Origin of the sequence: Kitasatospora sp. NPDC059648, from assembly GCF_042734825.1 — a bacterium.
Lineage (GTDB): Bacteria > Actinomycetota > Actinomycetes > Streptomycetales > Streptomycetaceae > Kitasatospora.
The window spans coordinates 1-19,664 of record NZ_JBHWDU010000115.1 but is presented as its reverse complement, the minus strand read 5'-3'; the positions used below and the strand labels follow the sequence as shown (position 1 = coordinate 19,664).

Annotated in this window: 18 protein-coding genes; 5 read left to right on the top strand and 13 right to left on the bottom strand. The window is 73.2% G+C overall.

Annotation, left to right across the window (positions count from 1 at the left end):
* Positions 1-137: 137 nt before the first annotated feature.
* Complete coding sequence (locus tag ACFV1W_RS36940) at positions 138-986, bottom strand: helix-turn-helix transcriptional regulator (protein WP_380421664.1); 849 nt, start codon at positions 984-986, stop codon at positions 138-140.
* 113 nt (positions 987-1,099) lie between these two features.
* Between ACFV1W_RS36940 and ACFV1W_RS36935 the strand changes: the two genes are divergently transcribed.
* Positions 1,100-2,113 carry a hypothetical protein gene (locus ACFV1W_RS36935; protein ID WP_380421663.1) on the top strand — a complete coding sequence of 338 codons (1,014 nt, stop codon included), beginning with the start codon at positions 1,100-1,102 and terminating at the stop codon, positions 2,111-2,113.
* 246 nt (positions 2,114-2,359) lie between these two features.
* Positions 2,360-3,118: a ricin-type beta-trefoil lectin domain protein gene (locus ACFV1W_RS36930; protein WP_380421662.1), complete on the top strand. Its 759-nt coding sequence runs from the start codon at positions 2,360-2,362 to the stop codon at positions 3,116-3,118.
* A 183-nt stretch (positions 3,119-3,301) separates the two neighbouring features.
* On the opposite strand, the gene ACFV1W_RS36925 is transcribed toward ACFV1W_RS36930, so the two are convergent.
* The 11 genes from ACFV1W_RS36925 to ACFV1W_RS36875 all read right to left on the bottom strand — a co-directional run bounded on the left by ACFV1W_RS36925 (position 3,302) and on the right by ACFV1W_RS36875 (position 13,216).
* Complete coding sequence (locus ACFV1W_RS36925) at positions 3,302-4,036, bottom strand: sirohydrochlorin chelatase (protein ID WP_380421661.1); 735 nt, start codon at positions 4,034-4,036, stop codon at positions 3,302-3,304.
* Positions 4,037-4,043: 7 nt separating this feature from the next.
* Positions 4,044-4,937, bottom strand: a complete 894-nt coding sequence (locus ACFV1W_RS36920; RefSeq protein WP_380421660.1) for an ABC transporter permease — start codon at positions 4,935-4,937, stop codon at positions 4,044-4,046.
* Positions 4,924-5,727: an ABC transporter ATP-binding protein gene (locus ACFV1W_RS36915; RefSeq protein WP_380421659.1), complete on the bottom strand. Its 804-nt coding sequence runs from the start codon at positions 5,725-5,727 to the stop codon at positions 4,924-4,926. The genes ACFV1W_RS36920 and ACFV1W_RS36915 overlap by 14 nt, the downstream gene beginning before the upstream one ends.
* 202 nt (positions 5,728-5,929) lie before the next feature.
* Positions 5,930-7,093, bottom strand: coding sequence for an aliphatic sulfonate ABC transporter substrate-binding protein (locus ACFV1W_RS36910; protein ID WP_380421658.1), 1,164 nt, complete (start codon positions 7,091-7,093; stop codon positions 5,930-5,932).
* A 244-nt stretch (positions 7,094-7,337) separates the two neighbouring features.
* Entirely contained in the window at positions 7,338-8,684 is a 1,347-nt protein-coding gene (locus ACFV1W_RS36905; protein WP_380421657.1) for a sulfate adenylyltransferase subunit 1, read from the bottom strand.
* Positions 8,684-9,640, bottom strand: a complete 957-nt coding sequence (gene cysD, locus ACFV1W_RS36900) for a sulfate adenylyltransferase subunit CysD (protein ID WP_380421656.1) — start codon at positions 9,638-9,640, stop codon at positions 8,684-8,686. The genes ACFV1W_RS36905 and cysD overlap by 1 nt, the downstream gene beginning before the upstream one ends.
* Positions 9,637-10,227, bottom strand: coding sequence for an adenylyl-sulfate kinase (cysC, locus tag ACFV1W_RS36895; RefSeq protein ID WP_380421665.1), 591 nt, complete (start codon positions 10,225-10,227; stop codon positions 9,637-9,639). The genes cysD and cysC overlap by 4 nt, the downstream gene beginning before the upstream one ends.
* A gap of 47 nt (positions 10,228-10,274) precedes the next feature.
* Entirely contained in the window at positions 10,275-10,976 is a 702-nt protein-coding gene (locus ACFV1W_RS36890; protein ID WP_380421655.1) for a phosphoadenylyl-sulfate reductase, read from the bottom strand.
* Positions 10,957-11,136, bottom strand: a complete 180-nt coding sequence (locus tag ACFV1W_RS36885; RefSeq protein ID WP_380421654.1) for a hypothetical protein — start codon at positions 11,134-11,136, stop codon at positions 10,957-10,959. Before ACFV1W_RS36885 ends, ACFV1W_RS36890 begins: the two co-directional genes overlap by 20 nt.
* 73 nt (positions 11,137-11,209) lie before the next feature.
* The gene (locus ACFV1W_RS36880) at positions 11,210-12,934 is read right to left on the bottom strand and encodes a nitrite/sulfite reductase (RefSeq protein WP_380421653.1); all 1,725 of its coding nucleotides are present in this window, start codon (positions 12,932-12,934) and stop codon (positions 11,210-11,212) included.
* 198 nt (positions 12,935-13,132) lie between these two features.
* Complete coding sequence (locus tag ACFV1W_RS36875) at positions 13,133-13,216, bottom strand: putative leader peptide (protein ID WP_310593185.1); 84 nt, start codon at positions 13,214-13,216, stop codon at positions 13,133-13,135.
* 188 nt (positions 13,217-13,404) lie between these two features.
* Here ACFV1W_RS36875 and ACFV1W_RS36870 point away from each other — a divergent pair, with 188 nt between their 5' ends.
* Positions 13,405-14,754 (top strand): YhjD/YihY/BrkB family envelope integrity protein, encoded by a 1,350-nt coding sequence (locus ACFV1W_RS36870; RefSeq protein ID WP_380421652.1) that lies wholly within the window; start codon positions 13,405-13,407, stop codon positions 14,752-14,754.
* 212 nt (positions 14,755-14,966) lie between these two features.
* On the opposite strand, the gene ACFV1W_RS36865 is transcribed toward ACFV1W_RS36870, so the two are convergent.
* A complete protein-coding gene (locus ACFV1W_RS36865; protein WP_380421651.1) occupies positions 14,967-16,757 on the bottom strand; it encodes an FtsW/RodA/SpoVE family cell cycle protein in 1,791 nt (596 codons plus the stop codon).
* A gap of 300 nt (positions 16,758-17,057) precedes the next feature.
* On the opposite strand from ACFV1W_RS36865, the gene ACFV1W_RS36860 reads away from it, so the two are divergent.
* The gene (locus ACFV1W_RS36860; RefSeq protein WP_380421650.1) at positions 17,058-18,119 is read left to right on the top strand and encodes a cytochrome c oxidase assembly protein; all 1,062 of its coding nucleotides are present in this window, start codon (positions 17,058-17,060) and stop codon (positions 18,117-18,119) included.
* A gap of 269 nt (positions 18,120-18,388) precedes the next feature.
* Positions 18,389-19,558: a ribosome small subunit-dependent GTPase A gene (gene rsgA, locus ACFV1W_RS36855; RefSeq protein ID WP_380421649.1), complete on the top strand. Its 1,170-nt coding sequence runs from the start codon at positions 18,389-18,391 to the stop codon at positions 19,556-19,558.
* The last annotated feature ends 106 nt before the right edge of the window (positions 19,559-19,664 follow it).

Below are 19,664 nucleotides of genomic sequence, written 5' to 3'. Positions count from 1 at the left end.
AACCGCCAACCTGGGGGCCTTCGGGCTCGCCCCGCGCCCCCCAAACATCATGCGAACCCCCCCCCCATGCCCCGCGCCCCGGGGGCGCGCCCCCGGGGGGCCCCCCCGGGGCGCCAGACCCTCCTCGGGCCGGGCGGCTACACCGCGGCGGGCGTCGGGGCCAGCCGGCGCAACCGCTCCGCCGTCTCCGCGTCACGCGGCGACATCACGATCAGCTGCAGCCCCTCCGCCGCCAGCAGCACGTGCTGGTCGATCCGCAGCACGCCCAACTCCTCGTGCCGGAGCACCTTCTCGGCTCCGGAGCGCTCCGCGACCTGGTGCTCGTCCAGCCAGCGGTCCGCCTCCGGGTGCTCGCCCCGCACGTGCTGGATCATCCGGCCCAGGTGCCGGCCCACCGCCGTCGCCTCCCCGCCGCGCTCCGCGTACGCCGCCCGCAGCTGGGCCAGGAAACGGCGGGCGTGCTGCTCCCAGTGCTCCACCCGGCGGCGGTGCACCGCGTTGCCGAACACCACCCAGGCCAGGTTGCACTCCTGCGGCGGCCGCCCGGACAGCTCGAACAGCGCGTCCGCGCCGGGATTCCACGCCCGCAGGTCCCAGTTGGCGTCCATCACCCAGGCCGGCGCAGGCCACTGCGCGTGCATCAGCCGCAGCAGCGGCGCCGGCACCTCCGCGGGCGCGCCCACCTCCCCGTCCAGCGGATGGCTGCCCGCCAGCCGGAACAGGTAGGCCGTCTCCGCCCGGTCCAGCCGCAGCGTCCGGGCCAGGCTCGCCAGCACCTCGGGCGACGGATGGATGTCCCGCCCCTGCTCCAGCCACGTGTACCAGGTCACCCCCACCCCGGCCAGCAGCGCCAACTCCTCCCGCCGCAGCCCCGGAGTGCGCCGCCGGACCCCCGGCGCCAGACCCACCTCCTGCGGCGTCAACCGGGCCCGGCGGCTGCGCAGGAAGCCCGACAACTCCGTGCGGCGCTCCTCCGGCTCGTCCATGTCCCCCGTCCTTCCTGGTGGTCGAACTACCAGTATCCCCACGCACTGCTGCGGCCCCGGCCCGAGCGGCAGGCTTGATCACGACAGCGCGAGCCAGCTCCGAGGAGTCCATGATGAACCGTCAGAACCGCACCGTGCGCCGTGCCGTGGTCGCCCTCGCGGCCGCCGCCCTGCTCGGCGCCGCCGGTACGCTACCCGCCGCCGCGGCCGCCCACTGCCCGGCCCCCGCCGTGATCACCGGCCACGCCCCCACCCTGGTGCCCGAGACCGCCGTCTGGGACCAGGCCCACCGCCGCTTCCTGGTCGGCTCGATGCGGCACGGCACCGTCTCCGCCGTCGCCCTCGACGGCACGGTCCGCACCCTGATCGACGACCCCGCCACCCTGACCGAGATCGCCGGCCTGCGGATCGACCAGCCCCACCGTCGCATCCTGGTCACCAACCTCGACAACGGCATCGGCGAGCGCAGCGGCCCCGCCACCCTCGGCCGGCTCGCCGGCATCGCCGCCTACGACCTGGACACCGGCCGCCGCCTCTACTACACCGACCTGGCCGCCGCCGCCGGGGACGGCGGCAGCCACCTCGCCAACGACATCGCCGTCGCCCCCGACGGCACCGCCTACGTCACCGACTCCTTCGCTCCGATCGTCTACCGGGTCGACCCGGACGGCACCGGCTCCGTCCTGCTGCGTGACGACCGCCTCGCCCCCGCCCCCGGCGCCTACGGCCTCAACGGCATCGCCTACCGCGACGGCCGGCTCGTCCTCGGCAAGTGGGACGACGGCACCCTGTGGCAGCTCCCGCTGGGGGACCCGGCGGCCGTGCGCAGGGTCGAGATCGCCGACGGCGGGGCGCTGCTCCACCTCGACGGCATCTTCGGCCGCCCCGACGGGACCATCGAGGGCGTCACCAACGCCTTCTTCGGCGCCGGCCGCGACGCCGAGGTCGAACTGCGCTCCGACGACCACTGGCGCACCGCCCGCCTCACCGCCGTCCACCCCTCGGCCGACCCCACCCCCACCGCCGTCACCACCGGCCCCGCCGGCGCCCTCTACCAGCTCTCCGGCGGCCTGGCCGACGCCAACGCCGGCCACCCGGGCGACGGCTTCACACTGCGCCGGGTCTGACCGGCCCTGCCGGGCCCTGCGCGATCCGGCCGGATCGTCGGTCGGCCCGGCCTGCCGGGGCCCTTCCCGCTCCATGGTGCACACCTGCCCTCCGTGGACGGACCGGTGGCGTGATCTCCGTCCTGCCCGTTGACCGCCGACCCGTCGTGCCCGAGGCTTCCACGCGGCCCGCACAATCGTCGCATCGTCATCACAGGTGCTCCATATGCGGGTTGACCGGTTCACCGCTCCCGGAAGGGCCTTGCCATGCGCCGTACCGCCGCCGTGTTCGCCACCACCCTGCTCGCGGGAGCCGCCGCGCTCACCGCCCCGACCGCCGGTGCCACCGAGAGCGCCGCCCGGAGCGCCTCGTCCGCACCGACCGGCCAGGCCCTGGCGGCAGGGAGCTGTTCCGTCGCCAGGAGCGGCAACGGCTTCGTCGGAACCTGTTCGGGCATCGACCCGATGCAGACCTGGCGGGTCGTGGGCCAGTGCCAGAGCATCGGCACCAATGGGATCCCCGACTACTCCGGGACGAGCAGCGGTTGGGCCACCGGCAACACCAGCGCCGGCGCGGGGTGCTTCTGGCCGGCGCTGCCGGTCTACGGCTGGATCGTGTCCGGCTCCGCCGTCCCGGCGGGTCCGGTCGGCCAGATCACGGGCTACGTGAACAAGTGCGTGGACGTGCGCGGTGGCAGTGTCGCGAACGGCACCCCCGTCCAGATCTGGGACTGCCTCGGCAACACCGCCCAGCAGTGGAAGATCGGCGCCGACGGCACCCTCCGCGCCCTCGGCAGGTGCCTGGACGTCCAGGGCGGCAACACCGGCAACGCCACCCGGGTGCAGATCTACGACTGCAACGGCACCGGCGCCCAGCAGTGGCAGCCCCGCGCCGACGGCTCCCTGCTCAACCCGCAGTCCGGCCGCTGCCTGGACGACCTCGGCTTCTCCACCGCCAACGGCAACCAGCTGGGCATCTGGGACTGCAACGGCGCCGCCAACCAGAAGTGGAACCTCCCGGCCTGAACCCGCCCGGCCGAACCTCCACCGGAGGGCCCACCCCTCACGGCGCGCGGCCCCGGCCGCGCGCCGTCGGGGCTCCCACGCGCCGTGATCCGACAGCCGGGCGATCGCGACGCCGAGTGGCGCGTCATGCCCCTGATCTCAGCGAGCACGGCATCCTGGACTGCGCTTGAGGCGACTCGGGACTCAGGCGGTGAGCGCCGGGACCGTCGCCGCCGCCCGGCAGGCCTGGTCGTAGCGCTGCAGCAGCAGGGCGGCCAGCTCGGGTACCGGGCCGAGGGGGGCGGCCAGGACGTCGGCGCCGCCCGCTGCCGCCGCTATGCGGTCCGGGAGCAGGCCCGGGGCGAGCAGGTAGGGGGCGACGGCGGTGCGCTCGGCACCTGCGGCGTGCAGGGCGGCGAGGGCGTCCGGCACGCGCGGCCCGGAGGCCGAGGCGTAGGCGACCTCGACGGCGGCCCAGCCGCGGGTGCGGCGCCACTCGGCGGCGACGGCGCGGGTGGCGGCGTCGGCGGCCGGGTCGGAGGAGCCGGCCGCGGCCAGCACCACGCCCGTGCGGGAGCGGACGGCGGCCGAGTGGACGTCGAGCCCGGCCTCGGCGAGGCGCCGGTCCAGGGCCGCGAGCAGCAGCGGCGAGGGCCCCAGCACGTCGGCGACCGGAAGTCCGGCACCGGCGGCGCGCAGCGCGGCGGGGATGTCGTGCTTGGCGTGGAAGGCCCGGTTCAGCAGCAGCGGCACGGCCACCGCGTCCGTCAGCCGGCTGACCACCTGGGGGATCCGCGGCGCGCAGTGGTCCAGGTAGGCGGTGGCGACCTCCAGGGCGGGCCGCTGTGCCCGCACCTGCTCGACCAGGGCGGCGACGGTCGCGGCGTGCCGCGGGTCGCGGCTGCCGTGGGCGATGAGCAGCAGGGCGGGGGGCGTCATCAGGGCCTCACTTGGCGGGGGCCAGCAGGCCGCGGTTGCGCAGCACCCGGCGCTCGACCGGGGTGAACACCAGCAGCTCGATGGCGATGCCGACGAAGAGGATGAGGATGATGCCGAGCAGCACCCCGGACATGTCGGAGAACTCCCGCTGGTCCTCCAGGAACCGGCCGAGGCCCCGCCCGAGGTCGGGGGAGGAGGCGACGAGTTCCGCCGCCATCAGCGAGCGCCAGGAGAACGCCCAGCCCTGCTTGAGTCCGGCCAGGTAGCCGGGCAGCGCGGCGGGGATGAGCACGTGCCGGGCGCCGGCCAGGCCGGTGGCGCCGATGGTGCGCCCGGCCCGCAGGAACAGCGGCGGCACCTGGTCGATGCCGGCCACCAGCCCGTTGGCGATGGAGGGGACGGCGCCCAGCAGGATCACCGCGTACATCATCGAGTCGTTGATGCCGAGCCAGATGACGGCGGCCGGGACCCACGCGACCGAGGGCAGCGACTGCAGGCCCTGGAGCACCGGGCCGATCGCGGTGCGCACCGGCTTGACCCGGGCGACGACCAGGCCGATCGGGGTGCCGATGAGGACGGCGAGCAGGAAGCCGGACAGGCCGCGCCACACGCTGTTCCAGACGATCGAGAACAGCGTGCCCTGGTACCAGAGGTCCTGGAGGGAGTGCCAGACGTCGGCGGGGCTGGGCAGCTTGTACGAGGAGGTGAGGTGGAGGCTGTACGCGCCCTGCCACAGCGCCAGCACCACCAGCACGCCGATCAGCGGCGGCAGCGCCTTGGTGCGCAGCACCTCGCCGAGCGAACTGCGTTGGGCGGCGACGGAGTCCAGGGCGTCCAGGCCCGCACCGACCTCGGCGGTGTCGCCGTCGTTCCTGGCGGGGGCGGTGTCAGTGCTGGACATGGCGACGGATCTCCCCACGCAGTTCTTCGGTGATCTCGATGGACAGGTCGGCGACGCCGGAGGACTCGATGCGGCGCGGCTGCGGCAGGTCGATCCGCCACTCGCGGGCGACCCGGCCGGGCCGGGAGGAGAGCAGGACGACGCGCTGGGCCAGGCGCACGGCCTCGCGCACGTTGTGGGTGACGAACAGGACGGACAGCTGCCGTTCGGCCCAGATGCGGGTGATCTCGTCGTGCAGCACGTCGCGGGTGATGGCGTCGAGCGCGGCGAACGGCTCGTCCATCAGCAGCACCCTGCTGCCCTGGGCGAGGGCGCGGGCCATCGCCACGCGTTGGCGCATGCCGCCGGACAGCTCGTGCACCCGCTTGCCGTACGCGCCGCCCAGGCGGACGAGTTCGAGCAGGCGCTCGGCCTCGGCGCGGCGCTCGGGGCGGGGGACGCCGGCCAGCTTGAGGGCCAGCTCGATGTTCTTCCCGGCGGTGAGCCAGGGGAACAGGGCGTGCTCCTGGAACATCAGGGCGGGGCGGCCGCCGGGCACCTCGATGCTGCCGCGGCTGGGCTCGTCGAGGCCGGCGACCAGGTTGAGCAGGGTGGACTTGCCGCAGCCCGAGGCGCCGAGCAGGGTGACGAACTCGCCGGGCGCGACGTCGAGGGTGATGTCGTCCAGCACGTGGGTGCGGGCGCCCGGGCGGCCGAAGGACTTGTGCACGTGCGAGATCCGGACGGCGGGCGCGCCGCCGTCGGTGCCGAGGGCGGGGGCGTCGGCCTCGGTGGTCGGTGCCGGGGTCATCGGGGACCTCCTGCTGAGTGGTCATGGGCTCCTCCCGGCCGTCGGCGGGCAGGGAGGGAAAGGACTGCGAAGCGGGGGCCGGGGTCCGGCCCCGGCCCGCCCGGTGGGCATCGATCGGGGATCGACCGGGCGGGCGGGGGACCGGACCGCGGATTCTGGGGCGGACTTCCGTACGGCTGGCGCCAGTCGGCGCTACTCGGCGCTACTTGGCGCCGAGTCCGGCGTCCGCCACGGGCGCCTGGCCCTTGGCCGCGAGGACCTTGTTCAGCAGGGTGAGGTCGTAGATGCCGTTGAGGTTGGGCTTCTTGAGGAGCCCGGCGGTCACGGCGTGGTCGGCCTCGGCCTGCAGGGTGCCGGCCAGCGGGTCGTCCAGGAAGTCGATGTCGCCCCAGGCCGGGTCGAGGACGGCCGGCTCCAGGGCGTTGCCGGCCTCCTTCTTGATCGCCTCGTTGGCGTCGGCCTTGGCCTTGGCGGGATCGGCCTTGATGAAGGCGTTGGTGTTCACCGAGCCGCGCAGCACGGCCTCCACCACGTCCGGGTGCTCCTTGAGGAACTTCTGCGAGACGATGATGTTGGTGATCACGAACTTCTTGTCCGGCCAGACGTCCTTCTCGTTGAGCAGGACCTTCGCGCCGAGGGTGACCAGCTTGGAGGCGGTGGGCTCGGGCACCCAGGCGCCGTCGATGGAGCCCTGCCGGTAGGCGTCGGGGGTGACCTTGTTGTCGGTGCGCACCACCGAGACGTCGCCCGCGCCGGACGCCGCGTCCACCTTGTAGCCCTTGCCCGCCAGGTAGTTGAGCAGGGCCACGTCCTGGGTGTTGCCCAGTTGCGGGGTGGCGATCTTCTTGCCCCTGAGGTCGTCCAGCGAGGGGATCTTCTCCGGGTTGACCACCAGCTTGACCCCGCCGGAGGCCGAACCGCCGATGATCTTCAGGGACTTGCCGTCGGACTTGGTGTAGCCGTTGATCGCCGGGGAGGGCCCGATCCAGCCGATGTCGATGGAGCCGGCGTTGAGCGCCTCGATCTCGGCCGGGCCCGCGTTGAAGACCTGGGTCTTGATCTGGGTGGCGCCCAACTCCTTCTGGAAGATGCCCTCCTGGAGGCCGACCAGGGCGGTGCCATGGGTCAGGTTGGCGAAGTAGCCGATCTTCACCGTCGGGGAGGACAGCTTGACGCCCGAGGCCCCGGCCGCGGCGGCCGTGTCGGCGGAGCCACCGGAGCCGCTGCCGGCGGCCTTGGAGCCGTAGCCGCAGGCCGACAGCAGGGCGACGGCGGTCAGGCCGGCGAGGGCGGCCGCGGCGGAGCGTCTGATCCGCCCGGCGTTGGGGCGGACGAAGGCATGGGAGGGGGTCGGGCTGGGTGCCATGGTGGAGAGTCCTGTTCGTGGACGGACCGTCAGGAGGCGGTCCCGGGTGGATGGTCGGAAGTGGTGCGCGCGGCACGTCGGTGCCGGGGCAGGCCGGGCGGCGGTTGGGGCGCGGCCCGGTGACGGGGCGGTGCTCAGCCCCGTCGGCCCACACATCGGGTCAGGCCGCCCTGGCCGCTGCCGAGGACGCCGCTGCCGATGCGGCCGCCTTCCTTGTCCATGCCCGAGAACGCCTCGCTGGGCATCAGACCCAGTCCTCCTCTCCGGATGCGTCGGTAGCGTCGTCACCGCGTACGGTCTCGAAGGCCTCGCCCGCCATGCCGGCGGTGAGGGTCGCGCCGTCGGCCGGGTCGATCAGCAGGAACGAGCCGGTGCGGCGGTTGTCGGTGTAGTCGTCGAGGGCCAGCGGCTCGGCCGTGCGCAGCTTCACGTGGCCGATGTCGTTGACGTTCAGCCCCTCGGGGGCGGAACGGCGTGCGAGACGCCCTCCGCTGATCGGCGCAGTGATGTCGATCCGGTAGGAGACCTCCTTGACCAGAGCGCGCACGGTGCGGGTGGTGTGCTTGAGCAGCACCTTGTCCCCGGCGCGCAGCGGGCGCTCGTTGAGGTGGCTGACCGTCGCCTCGATGTCCTTGGTCGGGACGGGCGCCGCCCCGGCGGCGATCAGGTCGCCGCGGGAGACGTCGAGGTCGTCGGCGAGCCGGAGGGTGACCGACTGCGGCGCCCAGGCGATCTCGCTCTCGCGGCCGAGGGCGTCGATCCCGGCGACGGTGGTGGTCAGGCCGGAGGGCAGCACGGTGACGGCGTCGCCGATCCGCAGCACCCCGGAGGCCAGCTGGCCCGCGTAGCCGCGGTAGTCGGGGTGCTCCTCGGTCTGCGGGCGGATCACGTACTGGACCGGGAAGCGGGCGGGCTCGGCGCTCGGGTCGCTGCCGACCGGCACGGTCTCCAGGTGCTCCAGCAGGGTCGGGCCGCCGTACCAGTCCATGTGCGCGGACGGCTCGACGACGTTGTCCCCGGCGAGGGCCGAGATCGGGACGGCGAGGACGTCCTTGATGCCGAGGGAGGCGGCGTAGGCGCTGAACTCCTCGGCGATGGCGGCGAAGACGGGCTCGGCGTAGTCGACCAGGTCCATCTTGTTGACGGCCAGCACGACGTGCGGAACCCGCAGCAGGGCGGCGACGGCCGCGTGCCGGCGGGTCTGCTCGACCACGCCGTTGCGGGCGTCGACCAGGACGACGGCGAGCTCGGCGGTGGAGGCGCCGGTCACCATGTTGCGGGTGTACTGCACGTGCCCCGGGGTGTCGGCGAGGATGAACCGCCGCCGGGGGGTGGCGAAGTAGCGGTAGGCGACGTCGATGGTGATGCCCTGCTCGCGCTCGGCCCGCAGGCCGTCGGTGAGCAGAGCGAGGTCGGGCGCCTCCTGGCCGCGGCCCAGGGAGACGCGCTCGACAGCCTCCAGCTGGTCGGCGAGCACCGACTTGGAGTCGTGCAGCAGCCGGCCGACCAGGGTGGACTTGCCGTCGTCGACGGAACCGGCGGTGGCGAAGCGCAGCAGGGAGGTGGCGCCGGCCTCGATGGTCGTGCTCATTAGAAGTACCCCTCGCGCTTGCGGTCTTCCATCGCGGCCTCGGACAGCTTGTCGTCGGCGCGGGTGGCGCCGCGCTCGGTGAGGCGGCTGGCGGCGATCTCGGCGATCACGGCCTCGATGGTGGTGGCGTCGGAGTCGACGGCGCCGGTGCAGGACATGTCGCCGACGGTGCGGTAGCGGACCATGCGCCGCTCGACCGGCTCACCGTCCTTGGGGCCGCCCCACTCGCCGGCGGTCAGCCACATGCCCCCCCGGGAGAAGACGTCCCGCTCGTGGGCGTAGTAGATCTCCGGCAGCTCGATGCCCTCGCGTTCGATGTACTGCCAGACGTCCAGCTCGGTCCAGTTGGACAGCGGGAAGACCCGCACGTGCTCGCCGACCGCGTGCCGGCCGTTGTACAGCGACCACAGCTCGGGGCGCTGGCGGCGCGGGTCCCAGGCGCCGAACTCGTCGCGCAGGGAGAAGACGCGCTCCTTGGCGCGGGCCTTCTCCTCGTCCCGGCGGCCGCCGCCGAACACGGCGTCGAAGCGGTTCTTCTCGATGGCGTCGAGCAGCGGGACGGTCTGCAGCGGGTTGCGGGTGCCGTCGGGGCGCTCGCGCAGCCGGCCGTCGTCGATGAAGTCCTGGACGTGGGCGACGTGCAGGCGCAGGTTGTGCTCGGCCACGACCCGGTCGCGGTAGGCGAGCACCTCGGGGAAGTTGTGCCCGGTGTCGACGTGCAGCAGCGAGAAGGGGACGGCGGCGGGCGCGAAGGCCTTGAGCGCCAGGTGCAGCATGAGGATGGAGTCCTTGCCGCCGGAGAACAGGATCACCGGGCGCTCGAACTCCCCCGCGACCTCGCGGAAGATGTGCACCGACTCGGCCTCCAGCGCGTCCAGGTGGGACAGCGCGAAGGAGCCCCCCGAATTCTCACCCCGGGCGTCGGTGCGGACCGGACTGTCGGTCGCGGTGGTCATGCGAGGCCCCTCTCGGTCAGGAAGGCGTGCAGTTCGGCGGCGGAGTCGGCGACCTCGCGGCCCTGCGTCTGGATCCGCAGCTCCGGGGCCTCCGGGGCCTCGTACGGGTCGTCGACGCCGGTCAGGCCGGAGATCTCGCCGGCCGCCTGCTTGGCGTACAGGCCCTTGACGTCCCGCTCGGCGCACAGCTCGACCGGGGTGGCGACGTGGACCTCCAGGAACTCGGTGCCCGCCGCCGCGTGCCGCTCGCGCACCGCGGTGCGGGAGTCGGCGAACGGGGCGATCACCGGGGCGAGCACCTTGACGCCGTTGGCGGCGAGCTTCTCGGCGACGAAGCCGATCCGGGTGACGTTGGTGTGCCGGTCCTCGCGGGAGAAGCCGAGGCCCTTGGAGAGGAACTCGCGGATCTCGTCGCCGTCCAGGACCTCGACCTTGTGGCCCTCGGCGCGCAGCCGCTCGGCCAGCGCGAAGGCGAGGGTGGTCTTGCCCGCGCTCGGCAGCCCGGTCAGCCACACGGTGGCGCCGCGCTCGCAGGGGGCGGCCGCGGGGGCCGCCGCAGTGCCCCCGACGGAGCCGCGGCGACTCAGTGTGTCAGCTGTCACGGTTCTTTCCTTACGCGAGAAGTGGTGGGGGGTCAGAGGTGGATGCCGCACTCGGTCTTGCCGGAGCCGGACCAGCGGCCGGCCCGGGCGTCCTCACCCTCGCCCGGCTTGCGGGTGCAGGACAGCGGCGAGCAGCCGATCGAGGTGTAGCCCTCCCACAGCAGCGGGTTGAGCAGCACGCCGTTGGCGGCGACGTAGGCGTCCACGTCCTCCTGCGTCCACCGGGCGATCGGGGCGATCTTGACCTTGCGGTGCTTCGGGTCCCAGGAGACCACGGGGGTGTTCGCCCGGGTCGGGGACTCGTCGCGGCGCAGTCCGGTGGCCCAGGCGTCGTAGCCGCCGAGGCCGCGACTCAGCGGCTCGACCTTGCGCAGCGAGCAGCACAGGTCCGGGTCGCGGTCGTGCAGGTTCGGCCCGTACTCGGCGTCCTGCTCGGCCACGGTCCGCAGCGGGGTGAGCGTGATGACGTTGACCGGCATGGTCGCCGCCACCGCGTCCCGGGTGCCGATGGTCTCCGCGAAGTGGTAGCCGGTGTCCAGGAACACCACGTCCACGCCGGGGAACACCGAGGCGGCGAGGTGGGCGACCACCGCGTCCTCCATCGAGGAGGTCACGCAGAACCGCTTGCCGAAGGTGTCGGCGGCCCAGCGCAGGACCTCCTGCGCCGTGGCCTCCTCCAGCTCGCGGCCGGCCCGGACGGCGATCTCCTCGTGGTCAGTCGCGGTGCTGCTCATGGGACGTACCCCCGTTGGTCGGTGACAGCAGGCCGAGGAACTTCAGCTGGAAGGCGCGGCGGCACCCGTGGCACTCCCAGGCGCCGGGGCCGGCCTCGGACGGGCGCAGGTCCTCGTCCCCGCAGTACGGGCAGAAGAAGGGCGCGGCTCGTTCACTCATCGCCGACCTCGGTGCGCTCGGCGTTCGCGTCGCGAAACACGGCGTGCTCCTCCGGTCCGCTCGCTGTGCTCGTTCACGAGAGCTGCTCCTCGGTGGCGCGGGCCGTCCACTGGGCGAAGCGCTCGCCCTCGGTGCGGTCGGCCTGGTAGCGGGTCAGCAGGCGCTCGACGTAGTCGGGCAGGCCGGCGCTGGTGACCTTGAGGCCGCGGACCTTGCGGCCGAAGCCGGCCTCCAGGCCGAGCGCGCCGCCCAGGTGCACCTGGTAGCCCTCGACCTGGTTGCCGTGCTCGTCGGTGACGAGCTGGCCCTTGAGGCCGATGTCGGCGACCTGGATGCGGGCGCAGGCGTTCGGGCAGCCGTTGATGTTGATGGTCAGCGGCTCGGCGAAGTCCGGGAGGCGCTGTTCGAGCTCGTCGATCAGGGAGCGGCCGCGCTCCTTGGTCTCGACGATGGCGAGCTTGCAGTACTCGATGCCGGTGCAGGCCATGGTGCCGCGGCGGAACGGCGAGGGGGCGACCCGCAGGTCGAGCGCCTCCAGGCCTGCCACCACCGACTCGACGTGCTCCTCGGCGATGTCGAGGATCAGCATCTTCTGCTCGGTGGTGGTGCGCACCCGGTCGCTGCCGTGGGCGGCGGCGAGGTCGGCGATCCGGCCGAGCAGCTTGCCGTCGACCCGGCCGACGCGCGGGGCGAAGCCGATGTAGTAGCGGCCGTCCCGCTGCCGGTGGACGCCGACGTGGTCGCGCCAGCGGGCGACGGGCTCGGCGGGCGCGGGGCCGTCGATCAGTCGGGTCTTCAGGTACTCGCCTTCCAGCACCCGGCGGAACTTCTCCACGCCCCAGTCGGCGACCAGGAACTTCAGCCGGGCGCGGTTGCGCAGGCGCCGGTAGCCGTAGTCGCGGAAGACGCCGATCACGCCGCCGAAGACGTCCGGCACCTGCTCCAGGGGGACCCAGGCGCCCAGCCGCACGCCCAGCTTGGGGTTGGTGGACAGGCCGCCGCCGACCCACAGGTCGAAGCCCGGGCCGTGCTCGGGGTGGACCACGCCGACGAAGGAGACGTCGTTGATCTCGTGCGCGACGTCCAGCAGCGGGGAGCCCGAGATGGCTGCCTTGAACTTGCGCGGCAGGTTGGAGAACTCCGGGTTGCCGATGAAGCGGCGCTGGATCTCCTCGATCGCCGGGGTGCCGTCGATGATCTCGTCCCAGGCGACGCCGGCCACCGGGGAGCCGAGGACGGCGCGCGGGGTGTCGCCGCAGGCCTCGGTGGTGGACAGGCCGACGGCCTCCAGCTTCCGCCAGATCGCCGGGACGTCCTCGATCCGGATCCAGTGGTACTGGATGTTCTGCCGGTCGGTCAGGTCGGCGGTGCCCCGGGCGTACTGCTCGGAGACCTCCGCGACGGCCCGCAGCTGGGGGACCGTCAGCCGGCCCCCGTCGATGCGCACGCGCATCATGAAGTACTCGGCGTCCAGCTCGTGCGGGTCCAGGATCGCGGTCTTGCCGCCGTCGATGCCCTCCTTGCGCTGGGTGTAGAGCCCCCACCAGCGCATCCGGCCGCGCAGGTCGGCGGGGTCGATCGAGTCGAAGCCCCGGTGCGCGTAGATCGTCTCAATGCGTGTCCGCACGTTGAGACCGTCGTCGTCCTTCTTGATCTGCTCGTTGGCGTTCAGGGGGGTGTAGTGGCCCATGCCCCACTGGCCCTCGCCACGGTGGCGGGTCACCTTGCGAGCCGCTGCGGGGCGGCGCGCGGCGGCGCGGTCGGCCGTGGGCTCGGCGGTCTCGGGAGAGGTGGCCATGCTGAAGTCCTTCGGGGCAGGTGGCGCTGACGCCGGGTCGGTCGCGGAGCGTGCTCGGCCGTGTGGGGCTGCTGTGACCTGCGGGTTTCTCAGGGCCGGGAGAGCAGTGACCGGGCCGGGCGGGCGCCTGCGCATCCGCTCGTGCGGGGATGGGCGGTCGGATCGGCGCCGGGTGCGGTGGTGCGGCGGGGTGGGGGCTCAGGTCACCGGACAGATGGCGCTGGACACGCGAAGGAGATCGACGTGGAGTCGACCTACTAGGGTGGTTCCGGCGCTAGGCATGGCAAGAGATTCGCACGGCGCGGGACTCGCGGTCCACTAACGTCCGGATGATGGACGCTGTGGTTTCGACATGCGGGACGGCTGACCGTTCCCGCCGCTCCCCGCCGGGCGTCCGCGGCCGCGGTGCGCACGCGCCCGTACCCCGGGGGAGATCAAGCGCAGCGCCCCGGCCCGATACCGTTAGCGCTGTGCAAGCAGCAGGCGATACGAGCAGACCGAACCCCGAGCGGCCGTCCCGGCGTCGGGGCAAGGGCTCCCGGCGCGCGGCCAAACGGGCCACCTGGCGCCGTACGGTGTGGGACTTGGTCAAGGACACCACCAACACCTGCGTCGAGTACCGGGTCACCGGCCTCGCCGCGGAGGCGGCCTTCTTCACCCTGCTGTCGATCCCACCGCTGCTGCTCGGCCTGGCGGCCACCCTCGGCTACCTCGACAAGTTCGTCGGCGCCGGCACCATCGACCGGCTCAAGCACGACATCGTCTCGGCCTCCGGGACGGTGCTGTCCGACTCCTCCGTCAACGAGGTCGTCAAACCGCTGCTCAACCAGGTCTTCGACCACACCCGGCCGGACCTGATCTCGATCGGCTTCCTGCTGTCGCTGTGGTCCGGATCCCGGGCGCTCTACATCTTCATCGACACCATCACCGTGATGTACGGGCTGGACGGCAAGCGGGGCATCGTGAAGACCCGGCTCATGTCGCTCGGCCTCTACCTCGGCGCCCTCGTCATCGGCTCCCTGGTGCTGCCGCTGATGATGGCCGGGCCCGGACTGATCGAGAACGCCGTGTCGGGCCTCGCGGGGGTCATCAGCGCCGCCTACTGGCCGGTCGCGATCCTGCTGCTGATCGTCTCCCTCACCACCCTCTACCACCTGGCCGTGCCGGTCTCCACGCCCTGGCGCGAGGACATCCCCGGTGCGCTGGTCGCCCTGGTGGTTCTGGTCTTCTGCAGCGTCGGCCTGCGGATCTACCTGGTCAGCTCGGTCGAGGTCCCCTCGGTGTACGGCTCACTGGCGGCACCGGTGGCCGTACTGCTGTGGATCTTCGTGGTGGCCCTCGCGGTGCTCATCGGCGCCGCGATGAACGCCGCCATAGACCGTCGCTGGCCCACCCTGGAGACCGCGGACGCCCGCGCCGAGAACGAGCGCGCCCACGAGGAGGCGGCCGCCGCCGTGGTCCGCGAGGTCGCCGCCCGACGGGCCGTCGAACGGGCCCGGCGCGCCCGCGAGCTGGGACTGGCCGAGGGTGTCGAGGAGGAGTGGGGCGAGGACGAGGCGGACGACGTGGACGCGCCCGCCGAGTACCCCGAGCGGTGGGCCGACGTGCTGGCCGCCGACAACCTGCGCGGGCGCCTCACGGCACGGCCCGGGCCGCACCACCGGCCCACCCCGCCGCCGCCGGACAGCGACCGGCCGCTGGGGCCGCCGCCGGAGCGGCCGGGCGGGGAGCGGCCGGGGCCGGGGGCAGGGCCGGAGCGGCCGGGGTCGGGGCCGGGCTACCCGTCCAGGCCGCCGCGGCCGCCGTGGGAGCAGCGGTAGCGGGCCGTCCGTCCGCGGGTACGGGCAAGGGGCCTCCCTCGCGGGTCGCGGGGGAGGCCCCTTGCGTTTCGTCCGGCCCCTGGGACCTCGGGGGCCTCGGGGCCCTGGGGGTGCCGGGTGTCCCGGTGTCCAGGGTGTGCCAGTCGTCCAGGGTGTCCCGGGTGTCCCGGGCATCCGGGGTGTCCCGGGTGTCCCGGGTGTTTCGGGAGTCCTCAGGCGGACGGGTTCGAGGGGAACGGGGACTGCGGCGGCAGGCCGTAGCCGTGGGTCTGCTGCTCGTTGACCGGCGGGTAGCCGTAGGAGGCCTGCGGCGCGACCGGGGCCTGACCGAACGCGGGGCGCAGCTCGGTGGCGGCGCCCGGGTCCGCGAGGCCGGGGCCGGCGCTGGTCAGTGCGGTCGGGTCGGACCCCGGTGCCAGGGGCCGGCCCGCGCCGCCCAGGGTCTGACCGGGGCTCGGTGACCGGTCCGGGCCGGGACCCGGGGCCTGGTTCGGACCGGGATTCGGGCCCTGGCCCTGGCCCCGGCCCCGGCCCCGGCCCTGGCTCGGGCTCGGGGAGGACGGGTCGGCGGCGGCCGAGCGGTCGCCCGGGCCGGCCTGCGCGGGGAGCGGCTCGGGGGTCGGCTGGACCGGGTCCAGCGCGGTGCGTCCCGAGGAGTCGCTGAGTTTGATCAGCAGCGCGACCATCAGCCAGTTCGCCAGCAGCGAGGAGCCGCCGGCCGCCAGGAACGGCAGCGCCTTGCCGGTCAGCGGGACCAGCCCGCTCACGCCGCCGACCACCACGAAGATCTGCAGCGCGAGCGCCGCCGACAGCCCGGCCGCGAGCAGCTTGCCGAACGGGTCGGTCAGGCCGATCGCGGTGCGCAGGCCGCGCTGGATCAGCAGCACGTACACCAGCAGGACGGCGGTCACCCCGGCCAGGCCCAGCTCCTCGCCGATGGTGGTGAAGATGAAGTCGCTGCGCCCGGCGAAGCCGATCAGCCACGGCCGGCCCGAGCCCAGGCCCGTCCCTGTCAGGTGTCCGGTGCCGAGGCTGAACAGGGCCTCGGCGGGCTGCTCGGAGATCGCCGGGTCGTGCACCGGCTTGTAGTAGTCGAGCGGGTGCAGCCAGGCCTCGACGCGGCCGTGCACGTGGGGTTCCAGGGTGCCGACCACCGTCGCGCCGCCGACCGCCATCAGCAGGCCGAGGACGACCCAGCTGGTGCGCTCGGTCGCCACGTACAGCATGACGATGAAGAGGCCGAAGAAGATCAGCGAGGTGCCGAGGTCGCGTTCGAAGATCAGCACCAGCAGGCTGACCGCCCAGATCGCCAGCACCGGGCCGGCGTGCCGCCCGCGCGGCAGGGTCATCCCCCAGACCTTCCGCCCGGCCAGGGCCAGGGCGTCCCGGTTGGCCATCAGGTAGCCCGCGAAGAAGATCGTGATCGCGACCTTCACGAACTCGTCCGGCTCGAAGGACGGCAGCCCGGGGAGCTTGATCCACCGCTTGGCGCCGAAGCTGTCGGTCGGCGAGAACACCGGTGCCGTCAGCAGGACCAGCGCGCCCGCCATCATCAGGTAGACGTACCGCTGGAAGAAGCGGTGGTGCTTGACGAAGACGATCAGCGCGATCGCCGCCGTCACCGAGATGAACACCCACATCATCTGCGAGGGCGCGGCGGGGAGCTTCTGGTAGTCGCCCTTGCCGGGGTGCGCCGCCTTGTAGCTGAAGTCCAGCCGGTCCAGCAGCATCAGCCCGAAGCCGGTCAGGAAGACGCCCAGCGGCAGGATCAGCGGGTCCGCGAAGGGCGCGAACCGGCGCACCGCCAGGTGCGCCACCGCGACCAGCGCCCCGAGGGACAGGCCGTGGACCAGCAGTCCGGACGGCAGCTCGCCGGTCAGCGCCAGCGAGGCGTCGATGTGTCCGGCCAGACAGACGGCCACCGCGAGCGCCAACAGGCCCAGCTCGATGTTGCGGTGGCGCGCGGCCAGCCGTCGGCCCTCGCCGCGTGCAGTGCTTTGCACCTCTTGTCGTCCCCTTGTTGTCACCCACGTGGCCGGTATCGCGCCGACGGTGCATCCTGCCAGACGAACGCGGCCCCGCGCCGGTTGCGCCTCCGGGCCGGGCGAGGGCAGAACTTTGCCTCGGCAAAGCTTTGTCGGGCTTCGGTAAAGCTTTGTTCAGGCCCGGGTATAGAGGCGGGCCCCGGGTGCGGCGGGCGGGGTGGGGAGCGCCATCATGGCCGGGCGCCGAGGCCCCTGCCCGGCGACTCCCGGCGCCTCCCCGGCGACCCGGGCGGCGGTGCGGACGAGGTGGGCGGACGGATGAACGGCGCGGTGGATGTCGCGGCCCAGGCGCTCGGCCACGGGGCCGCCGTCCGGGCGCTCGGCCAGGGGGGCGCGCCCCACGCCCTCGCCTACAGCGGACCGCCCGCGTGGCAGTGGTCCGACCTGGCCACCTCCTGGACCCCCGAACCGCTGGTGCTCGCCCTGTCGGTGCTCCTCGGCGGCTGGTACCTCGCCGCGGTGCGCACCGTCCACCGCGGCGACGGCGAACGCTGGCAGCCCACCCGCACCGCGGCGTTCCTCGGCGGGCTGCTGCTGTGGATCTGGTGCACCTGCTCCGGCCTCGGCGTGTACGAGCGCGTCCTCTTCACCGACCGGGCCGTGCAGGTCGTGCTGCTGCTCATGGTCGTCCCGCTGCTGCTCGCGCTCGGCGCGCCCGTCTCGCTGCTGGTCGAGTCCTCGCCGGAGCACCGGCGGGAGCGGATCCTGCGGGTGCTGCGCAGCCGGCCGTCCAAGGTGCTGATGTTCCCGGCGGTCTCCACGGCGCTGCTGATGGCGCCGCCGTGGCTCCTCTACTTCACGCCCTGGTACGAGTGGTCGCTCTCCAGCGGGGTCGGGAACGCGGTGCTGCACCTGGCGCTGGTGCTGCTGGGCCTCGCCTACTTCTGGCCGAGGCTGCAGCTCGATCCGGTCGGGCACGAGTACCCGCACCTGGTCGGGCTGTTCATCACCTTCGCCGAGGTGATCTTCGACGCAGGGCTGGGGATCGTGCTGATCTACGGCGGCCACCTCGTCGCCGAGCACTACTACGTCGCGCTCGGGCGGCCCTGGGGGCCGAGCCTGGCCCAGGACCAGACCTGGGGCGGCAACGCCTTCTGGGTGCTGGGCGACCTCGTCGGGCTGCCGTTCCTGGCCGCGCTGGTGCGGCGGATGGTGGTGCAGGGGCGCGAGGAGATCAAGGCGGTGGACGCCGAGCTGGACGCCCGCTTCGAGGAGCAGGCGGCCCGGGCCCGGGAGGCGGGGCTGCCGGAGGTGGAGGAAACGGGCATGCGGCCCTGGTGGCTGGACGACCCGAACCTCAAGCACCGGTACGGCGGGTAGCCCTCGTTTCCCCCTTTCGGGCCCGCGTTTCCGCAGGTCAAAAATAGATTGGCCGTCGCCACGGGCTCCGCTAGCGTGTGACGAGTCAGGTTCGGGGGCCATTGGGCCGCCCGAGGAGTAGAGAGCAGGAGGTGAACCCCCGTGGTCGTTGTCGCCCCGATAGCTGCCCTGGGCAGCACTCGCGTTCACCTCCTCTTCCCGGCCGCCGGCTGAGCCCTCCGCGCCAGCCGTAGCCCGCCGGGACCATCTCCTCCCGAAGGGCCAATGCGTTGTTCAACGCTGCCTCCGTTCCGTCGTTCTCCTCTTCTTCTTCCTCCTTCGCCGACCCGTCCTTCTCCGGTGAGAGCCTCACCGACGGCTCCACCGCGGGTTCCCCGCTGGCCGGCTACGGCTGGACGCCCGAGCTCGACGAGCTCTTCGCCCCGCTCGCCGAAGCCGGGCTGCTCCCGGCCCGGATCGTCCGGGTCGACCGCGGCCAGTGCGACGCCGTCCTCGCCGACCCGCAGACGGGTGAGCTGCGCACCGTCCGGCTCGACACCCGGAGGGTGGGCGACGCCGACATGATCAACTGCCCGTGCACGGGCGACTGGGCCGCCGTCGACCTGTACGCCCAGCCGATGGCCGCCGTCACGGCGCTGCTGCCGCGCTCCACCGCGATCATCCGCAAGGTGGCCGGCAAGCGCTCCGACGGCCAGGTGCTGGCGGCCAACGTCGACACCGTCCTGATCGCCGCCTCGCTCGCGGTCGATCCCGACCTCGGGCGGATCGAGCGCTTCCTCGCCCTGGCCTGGGAGTCCGGGGCCGAACCCCTGGTCGTCCTCACCAAGGCCGACCTGGTGGACGACGCCGACTTCATCCGGGCCGACGTCGAAGCGGTCGCCCCCGGCGTCACCGTGCTGGTGGTCAGCGCCGAGACCGGCGAGGGCATCGACGTGCTCCGGGCCTGCGCCCCCGGAACCGCCGTGCTGATCGGCCAGTCCGGCGTGGGCAAGTCCACTCTCACCAACGCGCTGATCGGCGCCGAGGTGATGACCGTCCAGCAGGCCCGCGAGGTCGACCAGAAGGGCCGCCACACCACGACCACCCGCGAGCTGATGGCGCTGCCCGGCGGAGGAGTGCTGATCGACACCCCCGGGCTGCGCGAGGTCGGTCTTTACGGTGGCGAGGGCGTGGACCTGGCGTTCGCCGACATAGCCGAGCTCGCCGAGGAGTGTCGCTTCCACGACTGCAACCACCACACCGAGCCCGGCTGCGCGGTGCGGGCGGCGCTGGCGGACGGCAGCCTGCCGCAGCGCCGGATGGACAGCTACCTCAAGCTCCAGCGCGAGAACGAGTGGATCGCCTCCCGCTCGGACGCCCGGGTGGCCAAGGCCCGGCTGAACAAGTGGAAGGCGATCACCAAGTCGATGCGTGCGGCGGGAGGTCCGGTGAAGCGTTGAGCGGAGGTGCCATTGGTCCAGGGTGTCGGCGTCAGCCGGGCCCGGCTGGGGCTGGACAGTTGCGCCGACCACCTGGGCTGGCCACCTGTAGTGGCCACCTGCTCCC